Below are 14,922 nucleotides of genomic sequence, written 5' to 3'. Positions count from 1 at the left end.
GTATTACCACTTACTTAACTATGCAGACTTCCACTTAACCAAGGACGGCGTCGATACGGACCTGTCGGGATTTGGATAAGGCTGGTTTTCCCTTGTGGACTCAGCTTGTATATCTCATCACATATGTTCGCATCAAACCCGAGGAGTGGGTGCCCTCCGAATCCGAGGGCTGACGCGACTAGCAGGAATCTTTGCACCAGCATACCAACTTCTATTTGTTGGATGCGATATCCTCTGTATCCCATTTCCGTTTTGAAATAATTTTTGTCTCCTGCCACATGTAGACAAAGTGGCACTTGGAACATATTTACATTACCTCCAGACATTCCGTGCTGTAACCGTAATCGCTGATCTCCGAGTTGTACTCGACGTAACGCATGGGCAGAGCTGTCATAGTGATAGGCACCATTCGGAATGCCCTCGACATTATACAAACATCCGTAAAGTGAGACACGGGACTTCTGTTTCTTTTGAACTCCATCCAAATCATTTATATACGAGAAGGAATCCATCGCGCTCTTAAGCAGTGTGGCAAGCTGCAGTTGACTTACCTTTCCCAAAACGAAATCTATGTCCGGTGAAAATCGCTTTCGGCAGACCGACGCCAAATCATACGACAATTGCTTCACATAAGGCAGAGTCACCGTTTGACCCTCACAATTTATTTGCTCCTCCTTGATCTGCCGAAACGATCTCGTTGATTCCAACATAGACGCTTCATTCATCTTAGTTAACATCGGAAACTCTCTAACCCTTCGTGATTGGACGTAATGAGTAGACTGAATTGCTGTCAACTCTTGGCATAATTCAGTGGCAGAGTCATCCCCATCTATGTTAATTCTGTTGAAGCAGCTTGTTGATTCCGCCGATAGGGGAACCACCGCATACACACTCTCCTCTTGTTCTGAAAGCCCAAGCAGGTGGTTGATGGCCCGATCAAGGAATTGGAAGTATACTCCAGTTGCCAAGCCAAAAGATTTTGCTACTTCCAGTAATTGTCCAATCAGCACACCAGCATCCAACCCTTGAAGACGGTAGGCAAAGTTATTGTATTTAAAAAAATTTTTCCAAAACATTGTTGTTACAAAAACAGTACCAAAACAATCGGATATGTCACAGCGGTTACCAAGTGCCCGGGATAGATATGAATCGAAATTTCCTTCTCGCAGCAACACTAAGCGATGATGTGCTACATCATAATGGTAAACACCGGCAGGCAAATTCTCTATCTTCAAATAAACGTACAATTCGTTTGGATACAGCGCCCCACCGGAAGGAACAAACCGCCGTTTCGACTGTATTAGGTCCATGTCTTGATCGCTGAAATTTATGTTCATCATAGACTCGCTAAATTGAGTTAGACCAAAGACATACCAGAGAAAATGACCGATTTTGCTTAGGTCAAGCTTTTCAGTTACTTCCATCCTCTTAAGCGTCAACGGTACTTCTAAAGAAAGCGGAATCACAGGTAAGCCACGGTAGAGCTTATACGTAAGCGGTGCATCATCCCAATCCACTTCCCAGTTTGGCGGGCTTGCCTTGTCAATATCAAAATGGAGATTGTACAGAAATGCCTCAAGATTCATCCTCCTACCTCCTAACGACTGGTTATGGGAACGGATGCGGATATGGATTGAGCTGTCCAAGTGTTAGCGGTTGTTCCTTATATCCGAGTTCCATTGGCACCCGGAGAACCCTCTCAAGCCCTGTTATTCGGGTAAGATGTTGACCGAATGTCATCGACAGCATCCCCGGAATCAGTACTTTAACGCAAAACAGTCCGTTTTGTTTGATTTCCGGTGTCGTTTGGTCCACTACGATTACATCGAGGTTCAATCCCCTAAACACCTGGAGAATTTCCCGCAGATCATCCGTGAGGTCTGCATGCACAGCCTCCCATTTGAATTCCTCGTCAAACGTTCGCAATGGGCGATTATCATCTAACAAAAACTGTAGGCGTTCTTGCGCTTCCGGCAGCCCATACAACATCCCATGATCATCCATCTTCAGTACCAAGGAAGAGTCTTTCAACATTCGCACATACTTCTCCCGGTTTGCTTCTAAATTCTCGTCAAGTATTCGCATCATGCCTGCCAACTCTTGAATCGCGCTTTTCGCCGCTCGTATTGGATCCAGATGAGCGCCGGCCGCACTGATGATATTCAACCCTATTTTTTCCCTATTTTTCGCCAGTACCATAACACTTGGAATTCCGTTCTCCATCGTCGAGTTATAAAAATGGAGATCATAACCACCTACCGCCCGCACACGGTCAATCATCAACTTTAATTCTTGATCATTCGTAGAATAAGGGTCAAGACGCGGTAGTGCTAGCTCTGCGTACCAAGTCATCAGGAACGAATCACGCTCTACAACTTCCATAATACCGTAGAAAATGGCCTCCTCTATACTACCGCCTAACGCACATCCGTTGGAAGTTTCATAGACAAATCCCTCTCCGCAGCCCAAGCTGTAATAAGCAAGCAACTCTGGAATCAGAATCGAACGCTCTTTCAAAAACGAATAACCCCAAACCCAATCGATGGAGCGATCAGGATGGAACGGTTTGAACGGAAAATTAGGCAGCGCATACTGTTCCTTTGAATGCACTCCTACCTTAAGAGGATTAAGCGCTCGATCTTCCAGATTGCGGAAGCTGTCATGAACCACTGTTCGTTTTCCACTTGGAGACAGCCCACAGTACCGCTCCAACCCCTCCAAAATAGCCGTAGACTCACTAACCTTGTATGAAAGAGTTCGGCCTGCCACCCCCTCGTCTCCCGTAAACATCGGCAGATTAACACTTACATCGGCAAATGGTAGGACGAGGTCATGCATTTTTCCATTTACTAAACCAGTCCGCTCATCTAGATAATCCTTGCTTAGTATATTTTGCAGGTCTTCCATGGAACGACAGCGGTAACTGTCAGTACTGATCTTCGGACTAGATTGCAGAGTAATTCGGGCCGTAGCTGGTGAATCATCGGGTAATCGACTACAGACCGGACACAATGGGTCAGGAAGAAACGAATGCCATGAACTCTTTAGCGATTTCAGATTGATCAAACATAAACGACCTTCAGAATGAGCATGATCTCCATCTAGTACGCTTCGTACCTCCGACTCGAGAAGGTGCGCCATTTGCAATAGTCCCGTACGCGATACCCAAGCATCACACGAAATTCCCACGTGAGCCTCAAATCTCTGTTCTAACTCCCACATCTCTTTACGGTCTCGTCCGGCTATGAGACGTCGCTTGTCTGCACACTGGGAGCAGCCTGGTATTTTCGGGCGTACTAGTGGCCCAATCACTCCTTCTCCATATGAAACAAAGCCTCGCAGCCAAGGTATGCAGGTTGGCCGTAAGACCTCTTCCGTCTTTTTATGAATGGAAGGATTCAAGGTATCGTGCAATACCAGAACCAGATCAGTCGTTTCTGGTACTCCCGCCTCGAAATCGGGGCGGCGTACTACTTCGTATTGAGTGGATAGATCCCCGCACACACGGTCAGCCAATAATCCTTCTCCAACAACCATCACGACAGCACTCACCGGGATTCTTCCTCCTCTCGTAACAACACGCCAAACACCCCTGCGAGTCCCTCTTTCAAAAATGGTTCAATTGCTAGATCAAATACGAATAGCCGTTTGTGATTCCGTTCTAGGATTTGTATAGCTGAATGCAAAATATCGGACTGGCTCTTCTCATCACAAGCGGAGATAACAAGGCTGAGTGGTCCCTTTTCTTCTAGTAGAACGGACGAAACTTCCTGCGCTTGCACCGGGTGGGAAGCCGTAGGGCATTGTACCTTCATAAGCGCCTGTTGTAACGCTTTTCGCAACGCCAATGTAATAGTCAAATCTACACCACCATACCAGCCGTCATTCGTTCCGACCCAAATGACAGGGAAACCGTTCACTTCCTCTCCTAAACCGATCGTCAGTGAGCCCTGCATTGTGGTCAGTGCCTCCAAATAAAACCGGCAGCGTTCATCCTCTACTTTATTCAATTGCAACCGAGCAACATGATTTTTTTTATTTATCAGCTGCATGCTTAGCTCTTTGTCCAAACACCTTTGCAATCCCCGGCAAATACCTTCCGCAACCGTTTCCCCCGCTCCAACTCCGATGAATTCCTTTATTTCTACCACCTTCTCCCCTTTTTCCTGATATGAAGGTAGGGTCGCAACGAGTAGTTCAACCGCTCGTGACACATACGATTCTATTCCAGCCAGTCCCGCTATCCTCCGTGCTTCCTCATGCGTCAGACCCGTACAAATAATGTCTGGTAAAAGCTCAGCGGGTCCCTTCGACAACATATCAACTGCCTGAACGCGGCACTGAGCTAAAGGCAGCTGCTTTAGATCTCCTTCCTCCCAAATATGAAAAACCCCTGATACTTCCGATGTCAACTGGCTGAAGTAAAGTAATAATCCATTCGTTTCATCTTTACTTAAGCTTCGTTCAAGACGCACATCCAAATCTGTTACCCATTCGCTAGACACGTGTCCATCCACCAACGGATGAGGCAAAAACGAATTCCAGTTTCCTTCCAATGTATCTAGATCAAGCAGATAGAATAGGTTCCTCTGCTCAGATTCGGTCACTCCTGTAATCTCTTTAAACAATTCAAATGTGATTACATTTGCTAACATTGCCCCTGCAGTTGCAGAGAAAGCGGTGAACTGTTGCTCTTTGGAAAGTACATCTCGGTGCATGCGCCTCCACGCAGACTCCCAACAACTATTAGAATCTGGATGCACTAGTGGACCCGCAATGCCCACCCCCTGTTGGCATATAGCCGGGAGAAACACCTTCTTTTCTTCCCTACAAACCTTATGAAGAACTTGGAGTTCCTCAATATCGCCCTCCTGAGACACATACAATATCGAATCAAACGGTTGAACAATCTCCTGCCAAAAACATTCCCCCTCCTTCTGCAGGCTAACCTCTTCTACCGCTACCTCGGTGTCTGTTTTACGGGCATGTGCCACAAGTTCCATCAACCGCCGTCTATTGGTCGACCCCGAGTCCGTGATTAGCATATGGAACTTGGGCAATCCGGATTCAAGTAATGAAGAAACCAACGAAACAAAAAAAGGACCCGCGCCAACGGCCAACACTTTTGCCTGACGATAGGTTTGAAATCGGTAAGCACTCGAATTACCGAAACTGTCCAAAAACTCAATTTGAGAGGCATACTTATTAAGAACCCCACCCTCCAATTGATGAGGAAGATCTTGGCTCACATCCCGAACATACTCATTTCGGTACAGCACTTCCGCTATCTCATAGACACGATCTCGATATGGACCAGGCAATCCATCTGTCAAATCCCCTAACGTATACTTCCCGTTGAACATCGGTATCAGTTTTTCAATCCATTGAATGATTTCATTTCCTTCCACACGAAAAGAACTTTTATTATTCCGAAAATAAACACCGTTATTTGAATCGGGGAGAAAAAATGTGTCCCTTTTCACTTTCAGACGCATCATAGGGGTCAAATTTGGCATTCCGCTCCTCCTTAACCACAGTTATTCCTAAATCGATATTATGACTAACGTTACATCCTATGTACTGTAGCTTGTTTCATATGTTTAACCTTATAGAGAAAAGTCCCTGCAACAACTGCAGGGACCTTGGCAATCACGGTTTTTTTTAGAAATCTAGATATATTAAGCGTGTCAACGGCCACCACAACGACCGCCGCAGCGACCACCGCCACCACAACGACCACCGCAACCACCGCAACGAAAACAATTAGAGCAACGGAAACAATTAAAGCAATTAAAGCAGCTAAAGCAACTAAAGCAGCTAAAACAACCGCCACAGCCACCGATATTACCGATCTGCGCAACTGGAGTTGAAAAGGATCCGTTTGGGTCCAAAGCAACTGCCTCACTCATATTGAAATCGCCAACATCCAACATCTGGAGTTCGTTTTGGAATTCATTCATTCTTGCCACCTCCTGAAATTAAATTAACAAGATGTGCTATGTTTATGAAAGTGGAAACAAAATAAAAATGAGCTAAAACAACTGGGTAATAGGTGAATCCACCAATAGTTCATATACACCTCCTAAACAATTTATGAACAATGGGTGGATAATGCTACTGATTTCAATGCCTATTCTTATCAGCCAGACATAGAACATTTCAAAATAATTGCCACAATGGATTATTCAGATAACGGAGATTTCATACCATTTTATATGGAAACATCATGAAAGCGAACATCCCGTTGTAGTAATTTCTGAGCGATTTTAGATGGAAGTATTGTTTGGGTCTGCATGATTCGGACTCGATGGCGCAAATTCAATTGTTGTTCTATCAAGCAACTTCTCTCTAAGTCGTGCTACATGGTAGCGGTTATTCTGCTTGAAGTGAATTGCGATAAAGTCCAAATCACCCCCCTTCAAAAACGAAGTGAATATAGCATTAGATAAATTTCCCCACTATTTGTCGAGTGAACTAAAGAAAAAGATTGAAAGTATGCAACAACGGCTTATATTTTGGGTGCCTCCACATGAGTTAAATGTTCCGTTCTTAAAGGAACTACTTGAAGCTGCACTGGAGCAACATGTCGTCACTATCCTGTATGAAGCTTCTTCTAGCAAAAGTAGAGTAATTCAACCTCCCGGGATTTATACGATGAAAGGGTTATGGTACTGCCAGGCCTATTGCTTCTTAGCAGAGGATTATCGAGTGTTTCGTGTAGATAGAGTGAAGGATTTTTCTTTAGACGCAGACCAAAGTTTGAAATTGAACATGACGAATGAGCACATAAAGTCGTGGATCATGCCAACAAATGAGGATAATATGTTAGACCTTGAGATAGATTTAACACCAGAGGGAGTAAGGCGATTTCAATCAGAAGTATGGTTATCCCAGTGGCTTAAACTGCGAGAGGATGGATTTGGTACGATTCGTACAAAAATGAACACTTCGTTTACACCATGGATCGTCCATTTTTCCTGGGCTTAGGCATGGAGGCCAACGTAAAACACCCCAAGGTAGTACGGGAACAAATAAAAAGCAAGTAACTGGAACTAATCAAACAATACGAATGAAGACAACGTGGGGAACCGTTTTTCAGTTACTTAATTTAGTACTCTATTGGTCGTTTTTATATTGAGAGGGTTCATGACAATTTATTGACTGCTTCAATGTGTTGTCATGTGAGGCATGTAGGGCGGCTTTGTGATGATTTAGGAATCATCACAAAAGGACTTGCTTACATGAATTTCAATCATAAACACAAGTCCTATTCTTATTAAACTAAAGCACTCGTTAGTTGAAGAAGTATGTATGAAGTAGTCAGCAAATGCAATATCTCCATCTTAAAAAAAGGTTGTTCAATATGGAGGTAATCTTTCTAACTATGTATGAGATTCTTATAAAACTGTTTGATTAATTAAATGAGCCTTATTCAACTAAGTTGAATAAGGCTCATTTCCCTTTTTTTACCCAAATTTGTTCAGTTATTTTCCTTAGCTCATTTTTTCTTTGGGATATAGTAGACTAAAAAAAGACTACTTTGATACAGTAGGTACTTGATTATTAATTTTCTTTTTTTACAAAGATAATTTCATATAAACTTCATGTTTTATTGATAAAATAATTGGTGATAATAAAATAGTAATATTTATTGTCCATTTAGTAAAAAGTTAAGGAGGATTTATTTTGAAACATATTTTTGCTGCAGCAGTAATAGTCTTACTAGTAATGTCTCTTTCAAATAGTGCATTTGCTCACTCGCATTTTGGAGGATCGAATCCAACAGATGGTTCCGTTATAACGGAACCGTTAAATGAAATTGTTCTTGATTTTGACGGTAAAATTGAACAAGGTAGCTTTATTGATGTAACAACGACCTCAGGTCAAGGTATTGAACTACAAGAAATTATTATTGGTGAAGGTACATTAACAGGAACTGTTGCTGAGCCACTTCCAAATGACGAATATCAAGTTAATTGGAGTATTATTAGTACAGATGGTCACCCATTAGAAGGTAATTTTTCATTTACAGTAAATGCGCCAATTCCTGAATCTCTAGAAAAAGTAACAGAGGAACCGTCAGGAACAACGAATGCTGTTGAAGAACCAACAGCATCAGCTGAGCAATCTACAGAAATTCAAGAATCACCTTCAACAGATGAAGAGGGAAAAGAATCACCTTCTACGACAGTTATTCTAATTTTACTATTAGTTATCCTTGTTGCAGGTGGTTTCTTCTTCCTTACTAGAAGAAAGAAATAACTTATGGGTATATTAGTAATTATTAGTCAGGCGCTTTTATATTTATTTTTCTCTGTCTTAGTTGGAAGTTTTATTCTTCTACTTGTCCCAAATAAATATCGTCCTGATATAAAAATTCCAAAACGCTTTTTACTTATTAGCGCGATAACTATACCAGTTTTATCCTTTTTACCAGTACTAGAGAGTATATTATATATTTCTTTACGCTTAGGTTTACTTGAATCGTTTAAAATCGTTCTTACAACTTACACAATCGGGAATGCATGGGCCTTTACCCTACTTGGCTCGGTTGTGTTAGTTATATTAATTTCTTTGACGAGGTTTCCAGAAAAGGATAAATCCCCTTTATTAGGGGTATTTGTTACATTTTTGCTGATTTTAACAGTTGCTTGGTCAAGCCATGCGGGAGCTATTGATCCAACTATAGGAATTATAAGCGACTTTCTTCATTTAACAGCTGTCAGCATTTGGGTTGGAATTCTACTTATAATTGCTTGGTTTTCGATTAATCAAAATAATTGGCTCGAATTTTTAAGCTGGTTTTCGATGGTCGCTGTTGGCTGTTTAACTGCTACGGCTCTTAGTGGACTGTTTCTGATGGAGGTAATGGTTGATGGATATATCGATTCGTGGATAGTTTCGTATGGACAAGGTTTATTATTAAAACATTTATTCCTACTGCCCCTTATTTTTTATGCTTTGGCGAATAGTTCAATTGTTAAATATAAACTATCTAAAGATGCTTCATTCAATACAATTCCTTGGCTTCGTGGTGAAAGCTTTATTTTATTGACAATTTTTACGATTACAGCCGCTTTTTCACAACAATCACCACCTCATGGCAATTATTTAACGAATGATGCGGTGTCACCTTTATTCCGTCTATTTCACACTAACTTCATCAATTCTAGTAATACAATTGGCTTTGTTGTGAACTTAAACACAGTACTTTTCTTTTTCCTATCTCTTTTATTTATAGGATTAATTGTATTATCTTTTCTCAAAAAAACATCGATCATTGTATCTTTTCTATGTAGTTGCTTATTTGTAAGCAGTTTATACTTTATGTTAATGGTGACTGTGGTAATTCGCTAAAAGAAGAGTGACTCAAAAAATTATTAAGTTGAGTCGCTCTTTTTTTATTGTCAATTTTGGTTTCTTTTGAAGTACTATCTAGAAATGGATGCGCTTTTTTGAACTCAAATTAATTCAGAAAAAAATTTATCCTTCTTGAATTAACCTGCACCCGTTAGCTAAATAATTATATTGTGTTATGTTCATTGTATATCAAATTTAGGTTTCTTTTATATCCATCGATGCCCGTCCAAGTTGAATACTCTGCTGGAACAACAGTAGATTCAATCTTTTCCATTCCTTCACCTTTGTTTAGGGAAGAGGTTACTGTGGTTTAATCTGTGACTTCTTCTTCGATAAAGATGGACTCGGAAGGTCAAACGTGATGCGTCTGTACCCGCTAATCAGTTGCCACTCTCCAATTGATCGTATTACTTCACCTTCAACCAAGAATGAGGATACTAGACTCTTGGAATTGATTACGTTGAAGAATACCCAGAACTATCTTTATTCATCTGTTTCACCAATGGGTAACATCTTCTGTCAATGTTATTTTTTCTTCAGTGGCCACTGAGTACCTGAACTGCGCAAAAACGTTTTCTAACATAATTGATTGCAGTGGATGATAAAAATCAGGAATGTTCTATTAAAAAAGAGCCATCCCTTACACCCGATGATTTCCGGTGCAAGGGATGGCTCTACACTATTTTATTTTTGAATAAACTGCTGTGTCCAGTAGTTACCGTCCTTGTCAAAGCCGATACCGATATGCGTGTAACCGGGCGTTAAAATATTTTCCCTATGCCCTGGTGACTCCATCCAACCTTTTACGACTTCTTCAGCTGTACGCTGGCCCATCGCAATATTTTCCGCTGCTGCTTTATATGTGATACCATTTGCCTTCATTTGATCAAATGGAGAACCGTATGTTGGGCTTGTATGTGAAAAGTAATTATTTGTAGCCATGTCTGTTGATTTTTGACGTGCAGATGTCATTAAGTTTTTATCTGATTGCAGTGGTTTAAGACCTGCTTTTTGTCTTTCTGCATTTGTTAAGTCGAGAACGGCTTTTTCAATCTCGGAAATAGACGCTTCTCCCGGTGTTTCGCCTGATACTTCTGGTGCAAATTCACTTGGTTGTTCTTCTGCAACTTCACCTGGTTGTTCTGGTTTAACTTCGCCTGGTTTCTCTGGTGCAACTTCATTCGAGCTGTATTTATAGTCATTTACGTTGCACTGTTCGTGCTGTGCACTTGGCACCTGCACCTCATTGTCTGAATATGAAGCTTCTACACTTGTGTTGTTCGGAAGTAAGAGCGCCGAACCGAGCATGAGTACTGCAATAGTTTTTTTCATCTCATTACTCCTCCCTTCGCAAACTATCATACCGCCTGTTAGACTCTGAATAACGGATATTATTTCCTGTGAGTCCAGTTCTATGTTAAATACCTTTGCAAAAGACCTTATTCATTTAAAATCTGGATACTCTTGGACAACTCTCTTTAAATTTCTTCTAATTTGGGGTTGACGCTTTCCCCCCTTCTTCTATATCAACTGTTGGTAACCAATCGTAAAAATGAATTTAATTCCGTAAAAAACACCCCAATACCGCAAAATTGATTGGGCACTGACTACTCTTTTTGAGACAAGGATAAAACACCTTATCATACAGCCAATTGACGGTATTTAACCGGCGATTGGCTGTTTAGTTTCGTTTGAATTCGGATATTATTATAGTAATTAATAAATTTTTCGACGATTTGTATCACACATGCATTCGTTGTACGGTAGATATTGTCGAGATAGAACGTTTCAGACTTTAGCGTGGAATGAAACGTTTCGATAGGGGAATTATCAGCTGGCGTGCCTTTGCGGGACATGCTCATGGTAATTCCTTTTTCTTTGATTGCTTTCTGGTAAGCGTAGGATGTGTAAACAGAACCTTGGTCACTATGCAGAATACAGCCTTCTGGTAGCTCTGGCAATTGGTGTAGCGTATCCAACACAAAAACGGTATCTTGTGTAAAACCAATAGTTTGTGCCACAATCTCTCCATTATAGACATCAAGAATACTTGAAAGATACATCATCGTTTGGCCAAAAGGGAGTAGGTAATATCCGTAACTAGCTTCTCGAAGGGCTTAGATGCTGTAAAATCACGTGCCAATAAATTCTGTGCGACATATGTCGGCTGCCCAGTGCGCTTCCGTTTCTTCACCTTTACTCGACATTGCCAGCCATACTTTTGCATGACACGCTGTACAGTCTTCTCACAAACTCCCGGATACAGCGCGGTAATCTTTCGATAACCATATCGGAACTTATGCTGTTTACACAAGTCGCCAATCTGACGATTCCGAATCTCCTTCTCCGTCTGGTTGTCCGCATTCATCTTCCATCGATAATACGATGAGCGACCTACACCCAAATGGCGACAGATCACACCTACGGGAATGGTTCCTTTTAAATCTTCCACCAATTGGATCACTACTTTTGGCACCACTTCCTCTCCAACTCTACGTACTTTTTTAAGACCTCAATCTGTTGCTTTAGGTAACGATTCTCCACTTGTAATTTAGCAGTTTCATTTTCATATTCAGGCCCTTTACCGAAGGTATATTGTTTTCCAACAGGTTGTTTAAGTCGGTGCAGCTTGCCATTTCGATACCAAATCATCCATTTTTCGAGTTGCGTATAGTTTCGGATGTTCAATTCTTCCATTACCTCTTTTACTGGCACCCCAGCTAACCGCATTTCAATTGCCTTCATTTTCACTTCTACCGGATAACTTACTCTTGTTCCCAAAGCAAAAAACACCTCCACGTTGTCTAGTTAGGATAGTAATACCCATTTTTCAACGAAAGGTGTTTTTATTTGTCTCATTTTGTTAGGTCAGTGCCTAGTTCAATCCCCTAGTTTTCTTTCTGTTTTGGATAAGAATTTTTCCAATGCTTCACCGCTATCAATATTCGTGCGTTCAGCCAAATTAATCAGCCACCATATGCATTCTCCAATCTTATGTTCAAGTTCAGATTCAGTTTCCCCATTGGTTGGCCAACGACCCTGTTGAGACATTGTTAGACGACCGACCAAACCAGCATCTGTCAGGAAAGCTAACGCATCTTCTTCTACTGTCCATTCTGTTTCATGATACTGTCGTTCCAAACGATGGTAGACTTTTCTTAATTGTATAGAACGTTTAACGGCTTCGCTAAAATTCATATTTTTCATTTCCTCTCCATTCGAAACGTACGTTCTAATTTGTATTATGCCTTAATCTAAACGAAAATACAACAATAACTACTTAAACTAACCTCCCTCTATAAACATTGATGTATCAACGTTTTGCACCACTTCAAGATGTAGAGTAAATATTTTTTCACGCATTTCATAAACAGAGTCTTGAATTTCTTATTCTTATTACCAAATAGAGCGCGCGCTTCGCTAAAACTAATGGAAATCATTAGCTTATTTATCCACTATGTGATGCACAATGGATCTCTGCGATACTTATGACGACGTACCCTCCCATGTCTCTTAGCGTCAATGCGCTAACATTCCTTCGTTCGGTCTATTCATAAGGCAGAGGCCTGCTAAGATGCCCCAGGGACTCATAGTCTTAGTTTAGTTATTTTGCTGGCTTCTCCGTGTCATCCTTCTGGTTATAGGTCTCGCTATGACGAATGAGTGGTACCATTACTTTGAAAAGAATATATCTGAGTTTCTTCCGTCCTCGTTTCGAGATATGTTTGTGTCCCTTATGTTGACCAGACGAGTTTTCACGTAATGTTAATCCCGCTAGTTTGATAAGTTGGCGTGGATTTTCATAAAGTGAAAAGCTCCCTACTTCTGAAAGTAAATCACCAATCGTCGCATCTCCTAAACCAGGCACGGAAGATAGTAGCTCGTATTCCATTGTTGTTTGTGCCATTTCAGCTAATTGGCTGTTCACAGATGCAATTTCGTTTTCTAATAAGCGATACTGACGTAGGAGCGTGGTGATTTCATGTCGGGCCACCTGCGTCCCTTCTGTTAGTCCAATCGAGTTAGTCGATGCTTCAATGAGAAGCTTTGCTTTCGGTAACTGTGGCGTCCTCATCCCCTCTACCTTACGGTAGAGAAAGACCAACTCCTCAGCTGTTTTCCCTTCAATATCCTGTGGCAATGGCGTCATTTCCAATGCCGCAAGCGCCATCTTTCCAAAAGCCGGAAAGACTTGAGTAAACTCTGGGAAATAGCGATCAAGCCAACGGATTATTCGATTTTTAATACTCGCTAAATCTTCCGTTAACTTTGAACGGAGAGTAGATCCGATACGGAGTTCAGCCTCTAAGTCTTTTAATAGACGAGGATAGCTAAAACGTCCATCCTTCACTAAACGAGCTATTACAAGTGCATCTTTCTTATCGTGTTTAGTTGGTAAATTATCGTCCAGTTCCTTTGAACGTTTGACGTGTATTGGATTGACCATCACGAGTGGAATCCCGTAGTGATCTAAGAAGTAAGCCAAGTTCATCCAGTAGTGGCCTGTTGGCTCAATTCCGATGATAACGTCTGTTTTCTTAGCTTCCTTCATTGTTTGACGAATCTTTTCATACAAACCTTCAAAGCCTACTTTTGATTGATGTACCGCAAAAGCTTTTTCAATCACGCGCCCACGTTCATCAACAAAGCACGCGTAATGAACGCGCTTGGCAATGTCCATACCAACAACGAGTGTATTTTCAGTAACTTGATTAATTTTTTCATTCCATTTAAACTGCATAGAGAAGTCCTTCTTGTTTGATGATGGGTCAATGGTCGATGACACTCATGCATCATACAAGAGGGCTCTTTTTCTTTCAAGACCCCGAACATCCTTCAAACAGGAATGCTGCCTCGTTAGTGGAAGAACCATTTATTATAATAGTACCATAATTACCCACTTAGGAGGCATTAAAAAAACACCTCATAAAGGTGCTTGGTGCTACACATAATGGTCCTAAGACGAAAGAAAAACAAGCAAATTATTGGTTAAATTACTTCACCCTGTTTGGCAACCACTGTTTTCTTTTTTGTGTGATGTTGGATTATGATTATGATCATTGCTTGAACCGTCATCGCAACAATAAGAAGAAACAAATGGGATGAACCGTATTGTAACCACGAAATAAAGTACATAACCGGAACTGAAGCTAGATACGAAACATATTGATTTTTTGATAATATAAATATTATCGTCGAAATACAAATAGTAACCAATAAGAGTTCAAGTAAAATTCCAAGTGACTCGATACTCACTAAATCTTGCAACATATAAATGTAACGCATTTGAAGATCCCCCCTTTTATTACACATTCAATATTCCTCTTCAGTTATCCTGCCGTATTAAATTTTATGACGTAAAAAATTACGCTAGCTTATGCTGCGTTTAATCGTTGGCACGACGCTTAATGGTCCTACTGCGAATTTAAAAAGCCAACAAATAGTATGTTGACTTCAGTAATCCTTATTAAACTAAACATACTAAGATTAGTAGTACAGGCCAAGGCATTGGTTTGTACTACTTTTTTTATATAGTAGAGGTGAAGAACAGGTCGTGGGTGC

At 41.0% G+C, this 14,922-nt stretch carries 11 protein-coding genes and 2 pseudogenes; 3 read left to right on the top strand and 10 right to left on the bottom strand.

Translation table 11 applies throughout. The features are described from left to right. Window positions 1–14: 14 nt before the first annotated feature. The 5 genes from ACIQ0H_RS15655 to ACIQ0H_RS15635 form a co-directional block, all read right to left on the bottom strand. Window positions 15–1,586 (bottom strand): SagB family peptide dehydrogenase, encoded by a 1,572-nt coding sequence (locus ACIQ0H_RS15655; RefSeq protein WP_403416611.1) that lies wholly within the window; start codon window positions 1,584–1,586, stop codon window positions 15–17. 22 nt (window positions 1,587–1,608) lie between these two features. Further along, on the bottom strand, window positions 1,609–3,552 hold the full coding sequence (locus tag ACIQ0H_RS15650) for a TOMM precursor leader peptide-binding protein (protein WP_403416609.1): 1,944 nt from the start codon (window positions 3,550–3,552) through the stop codon (window positions 1,609–1,611). Continuing rightward, a complete protein-coding gene (locus ACIQ0H_RS15645) occupies window positions 3,549–5,516 on the bottom strand; it encodes a putative thiazole-containing bacteriocin maturation protein (RefSeq protein WP_403416606.1) in 1,968 nt (655 codons plus the stop codon). The genes ACIQ0H_RS15650 and ACIQ0H_RS15645 overlap by 4 nt, the downstream gene beginning before the upstream one ends. A 171-nt stretch (window positions 5,517–5,687) precedes the next feature. Beyond that, the gene (locus ACIQ0H_RS15640; RefSeq protein WP_403417163.1) at window positions 5,688–5,909 is read right to left on the bottom strand and encodes a hypothetical protein; all 222 of its coding nucleotides are present in this window, start codon (window positions 5,907–5,909) and stop codon (window positions 5,688–5,690) included. 357 nt (window positions 5,910–6,266) lie between these two features. Next, window positions 6,267–6,407, bottom strand: a complete 141-nt coding sequence (locus ACIQ0H_RS15635) for a hypothetical protein (RefSeq protein WP_403416604.1) — start codon at window positions 6,405–6,407, stop codon at window positions 6,267–6,269. Between the two features lie 22 nt (window positions 6,408–6,429). On the opposite strand from ACIQ0H_RS15635, the gene ACIQ0H_RS15630 reads away from it, so the two are divergent. From ACIQ0H_RS15630 to ACIQ0H_RS15620, 3 genes are all read left to right on the top strand, one after another. After that, window positions 6,430–6,987, top strand: a complete 558-nt coding sequence (locus tag ACIQ0H_RS15630) for a helix-turn-helix transcriptional regulator (RefSeq protein ID WP_403416601.1) — start codon at window positions 6,430–6,432, stop codon at window positions 6,985–6,987. A gap of 699 nt (window positions 6,988–7,686) precedes the next feature. Continuing rightward, window positions 7,687–8,262: a copper resistance CopC family protein gene (locus ACIQ0H_RS15625; protein ID WP_403416600.1), complete on the top strand. Its 576-nt coding sequence runs from the start codon at window positions 7,687–7,689 to the stop codon at window positions 8,260–8,262. Between the two features lie 3 nt (window positions 8,263–8,265). Further along, window positions 8,266–9,357 (top strand): copper resistance D family protein, encoded by a 1,092-nt coding sequence (locus ACIQ0H_RS15620; protein WP_403416597.1) that lies wholly within the window; start codon window positions 8,266–8,268, stop codon window positions 9,355–9,357. A gap of 687 nt (window positions 9,358–10,044) precedes the next feature. On the opposite strand, the gene ACIQ0H_RS15615 is transcribed toward ACIQ0H_RS15620, so the two are convergent. The 5 genes and pseudogenes from ACIQ0H_RS15615 to ACIQ0H_RS15595 form a co-directional block, all read right to left on the bottom strand. Beyond that, a complete protein-coding gene (locus ACIQ0H_RS15615) occupies window positions 10,045–10,692 on the bottom strand; it encodes a CAP domain-containing protein (RefSeq protein WP_403416595.1) in 648 nt (215 codons plus the stop codon). Window positions 10,693–11,000: 308 nt separating this feature from the next. Next, window positions 11,001–12,141, bottom strand: a pseudogene (locus ACIQ0H_RS15610) (IS3 family transposase). Window positions 12,142–12,240: 99 nt separating this feature from the next. Further along, the gene (locus ACIQ0H_RS15605) at window positions 12,241–12,558 is read right to left on the bottom strand and encodes a nucleoside triphosphate pyrophosphohydrolase family protein (RefSeq protein WP_403416592.1); all 318 of its coding nucleotides are present in this window, start codon (window positions 12,556–12,558) and stop codon (window positions 12,241–12,243) included. Between the two features lie 436 nt (window positions 12,559–12,994). Then, window positions 12,995–14,101: pseudogene (locus ACIQ0H_RS15600) on the bottom strand (IS110 family RNA-guided transposase); the annotation flags it as partial. A 248-nt stretch (window positions 14,102–14,349) separates the two neighbouring features. After that, window positions 14,350–14,646 (bottom strand): hypothetical protein, encoded by a 297-nt coding sequence (locus ACIQ0H_RS15595; RefSeq protein ID WP_403416586.1) that lies wholly within the window; start codon window positions 14,644–14,646, stop codon window positions 14,350–14,352. Between the last annotated feature and the right edge of the window lie 276 nt (window positions 14,647–14,922).

It is taken from the genome of Sporosarcina sp. NPDC096371 (genome assembly GCF_044762865.1).
Classification (GTDB): domain Bacteria; phylum Bacillota; class Bacilli; order Bacillales_A; family Planococcaceae; genus Sporosarcina.
This window is presented reverse-complemented; position numbering and strand designations above follow the sequence as displayed.

What these genes read in the sequence shown, in the direction of transcription:
- ACIQ0H_RS15595 (WP_403416586.1), bottom strand. Translation starts at nt 14,646, where the DNA reads ATGCGTTACATTTATATGTTGCAAGATTTAGTGAGTATCGAGTCACTT.
- ACIQ0H_RS15620 (WP_403416597.1), top strand. Translation starts at nt 8,266, where the DNA reads ATGGGTATATTAGTAATTATTAGTCAGGCGCTTTTATATTTATTTTTC.
- ACIQ0H_RS15640 (WP_403417163.1), bottom strand. Translation starts at nt 5,909, where the DNA reads ATGAGTGAGGCAGTTGCTTTGGACCCAAACGGATCCTTTTCAACTCCA.
- ACIQ0H_RS15655 (WP_403416611.1), bottom strand. Translation starts at nt 1,586, where the DNA reads ATGAATCTTGAGGCATTTCTGTACAATCTCCATTTTGATATTGACAAG.
- ACIQ0H_RS15615 (WP_403416595.1), bottom strand. Translation starts at nt 10,692, where the DNA reads ATGAAAAAAACTATTGCAGTACTCATGCTCGGTTCGGCGCTCTTACTT.
- ACIQ0H_RS15645 (WP_403416606.1), bottom strand. Translation starts at nt 5,516, where the DNA reads ATGCCAAATTTGACCCCTATGATGCGTCTGAAAGTGAAAAGGGACACA.
- ACIQ0H_RS15605 (WP_403416592.1), bottom strand. Translation starts at nt 12,558, where the DNA reads ATGAATTTTAGCGAAGCCGTTAAACGTTCTATACAATTAAGAAAAGTC.